Origin of the sequence: Candidatus Protochlamydia sp. R18 (assembly GCF_000648255.1) — a bacterium.
GTDB lineage: Bacteria > Chlamydiota > Chlamydiia > Chlamydiales > Parachlamydiaceae > Protochlamydia > Protochlamydia amoebophila.
This window is the reverse complement of the sequence record NZ_BASL01000729.1, coordinates 1-3,154: the sequence shown is the minus strand read 5'-3', so window position 1 is coordinate 3,154 and position 3,154 is coordinate 1. Positions and strand designations below refer to the sequence as shown.

3 protein-coding genes are annotated in these 3,154 nt (G+C 36.1%); all 3 read right to left on the bottom strand.

What is annotated here, in order from left to right:
- Positions 1–1,588: leucine-rich repeat domain-containing protein (locus TY19_RS07910; protein WP_042281629.1), on the bottom strand; the 1,588-nt coding region annotated here is incomplete at its 3' end.
- Positions 1,589–2,414: 826 nt separating this feature from the next.
- On the bottom strand, positions 2,415–2,654 hold the full coding sequence (locus TY19_RS07905; protein ID WP_226988474.1) for a hypothetical protein: 240 nt from the start codon (positions 2,652–2,654) through the stop codon (positions 2,415–2,417).
- 219 nt (positions 2,655–2,873) lie between these two features.
- On the bottom strand, positions 2,874–3,154 hold a 281-nt coding region (locus TY19_RS07900; RefSeq protein ID WP_042281625.1), incomplete at its 5' end, for an addiction module antidote protein.

Genomic DNA, 3,154 nt, shown 5'->3' with positions numbered 1-3,154 from the left:
CTAGATATTGCAAACCCGTTAAGGGTTTCAAATGGATTAATCCCTCATCCGTGAGATTATTGCACCAACTTAGATCTAAATGCGTCAAAGCCACCAAAGATTTTAAATGCGCTAATCCAGCATCAGTGAGTTTCCTACAGTTGCTTAGATTGAGATGCTGCAAAGCCGTTAAGGGTCCCAAGTGGGCTAATCCATCATCAGTGAGATTGCTGTACGAGCTTAGATTGAGATGCTGCAAACCCGTTAAAGGTGTTAAATGCGCTAATCCATCATCGGTAAGTCGCCAGCAATTACTTAAATTTAGATGCCGCAAAGCCGTTAAGGGTGCTAAATGCGCTAATCCTGCATCGGTAAGATTCTCGCACCAGTTTAGATTTAAATGCTGCAAAGCCGTTAAGGGTTTTAAATGCGCTATTCCAGTATCAGTGAGATGATAGCATAGACTTAGATCTAGATACTGCAAATTCGTTAAGGGTGTCAAATGGGCTAATCCGGCATCGGTGAGTTTATTGCACTTGCTTAGATTGAGATGCTGCAAACCCGTCAAGGGTGTCAAATGGACTAATCCTGTATCAGTGAGTTTACCGCATTGGCTTAGATCTAGATGCTGCAAACCCGTCAAGGGTGTCAAATGGACTAATCCTGTATCAGTGAGTTTACCGCATTGGCTTAGATCTAGATGCTGCAAACCCGTTAAAGGTGTCAAATGCGCTAATCCATCATCCGTGAGTTTCTCGCAATCGCTTAGATCTAGATGCTGCAAATTCGTTAAGGGTGTCAAATGCGCTAATCTTGCATCAGTGACACCCCAACATTTCTTAAAATGAAGTATTTTTAAATTTTTACAATTTTTTAAAGCTGAGAAATGAGCATCTGTTAAATAAGTATTGTTTGAAAAATTAAGTGCTTCTATCTCATCTGAAAGATGATTTATAATTCTTTCAAGCTTTGCTAACTGCCAAGTCTGGTTTAACAATCCACTCACAACGTTCAATTCTAAATAGTTTTTCAAAGTGTTTAATTGATAGTGCTGCGCAGAATTTAAAAGTTCTTTTAATCTGACTAAACTTTCTTCAGTGGAGTTAAAGGGGCCAATACTTTGTGATTTGTACCCATCTATCAGCTGTTCTTCTAAATGTTTCACCACTTCTGTTAGTCCATAATAATCGGCGAGTTGAATAGAAGAAGAGATCTTTTCCAAGGGAATTTTAAACTTAGGATTCTCTAGGCAATTGAGCAAAAGCGTAAAGTCTTTTTGTGTTAAATCGAGAGGATGTTGCAGGGTTTCTTGAAATTGCCCCGACCACAGATTGTTAAAGTAGTGTGATTTTTCCCTTAACAAAGCTAGCTGAGAGTGAGAAATGGTCAGAGAAGTTCCCTCTTGAAAGCTTAGTTGAATTTCTTCAGATGAAGGTGAAAGAGCGGGAACTGGAATCGTTGACGCACTAGTTTCTTCTAGATTAGGCAAAGAATTATCTAAGGCATTATTCTCATTCTCAAGGTGATCGTTAATATCTTGAGGGGGATAGTAAGATGGAGCCGTTGTATTGGAAAGATAGCTAGTATTTAACCATGTATTAGGAATCAAAATGACCGTCCAAATGAGAAAAATAAATTTTTATTTATAGCTATTTTAATAATATGATGGATAGATAAAAATTATGCAATATTAATAAGTTAAAATAGGCAGCCACATTTGAAGAGAAAGTTTCATTTTATTAATGGGGAGCGATTAAAAATTAAGTAAGAGTCAATTGAGCTTAGATATAAAATTTTTAGTTTTTAATCTAAAGATGCCTTAATTCTACGAGGCTATATGATAACTAAATAAACGGGCTACAAGAGATCTAAAGTTTTAAAACGTATTAATCTAGAATTATTGACTTTTAGAAACCTATGCAAATGTAAATATATTGCAAAGTCCTGGGGATGTCAAAAGGGTTAGCCCAACATCAGTAAAATCGTAGCAATAGCTCAGAACTAAATACTATAAAGTTATCGAAGCTATCAAGTACACTAGTCCTTGGTTAATGAGCTTAACGCAAAGATTTCAAATCGAAATGCTGCAAAGCTACTAAAGCCTCAAGTGCGCTAATCCTGCAAATTAACTTTAATTTTCGCTTGTGCAGCCAACGTCTATATTCACGTCTATTGATAGCAAAAAAGCGGCCAAAATAAGGTTTAGTAATGTGTCGAGAATGAGAAATTAAATTCGAAGTGAGCGGAATGAGTAGATAAAGAAATGTATTTAACAGTTGATATTATCAGACTTTTTAAGTTATTAAGGCTATTAAAAGAATGAGTTTTTATCAAACAAAATATATTCATCGTTTTGAAATTGATGGGATCAATCTAAAACAAACTTCTGGTTCATTAGATAGATTCTGGAATTTCCCATCCGTGTAAACGCCTTCTTAGTCGTTCTTTTTCAAAGCAGGCCATTTAGAAAGGGCTATAAAATACAATAATATAAAATTCAGACCAGGAACAATCATTAGAAGGCTCAACCATTTAGAAAAACCAGCTTTGGAAAAAATAAACCAATAGGGAAAAATGATCAGTAAAATGCCTACCGCTATTAAAATTAAGGGTAGCAATGGGCCATTTTCCGTTAGAAATAATGTCTCGCTTCCTTGGCTTCCTTGTATATCCATTTATTTGCCTCATCGCTCATGAGTTTTTGAAGATCTCTTATCACATTTGCTCTGATTCTTGATTTTTTCTTGCAAAGAATAAGAGGAATATTTGAGTTATCTCTAATTGTTATTTCTTAGCAACCTATATTCCAGTAAGCTGATCCCTATAAAAAATCGTCTATAATCACTGTTGAGCACATCAGCTAAATTTTTTAGCCATAGCTTTCCCTTCAATAATTAAGTTAATCTTAAATTTAATCCCATAGCCATACACAAAGAAACCAAGGTATGCCATTTAGGGTTTCCAACGTCTGAAAGTGTTTTGTAAAGGCTTTCACGGCCAATATGCGCTTTTTTGGCTAAAGCTCCAATCCCACCTTGTGCTTCCGCTACATTGCGAAGAGCGATCAAAAAAACTTGTTGCGACTCTTCGTCGCCCTTCAGGCTTTCTTCTAAAGCAGCATTTAGATAGGCAACAGCCTCGTCATGATCCTTTAACTGTTCTAAGAGAAAATCTT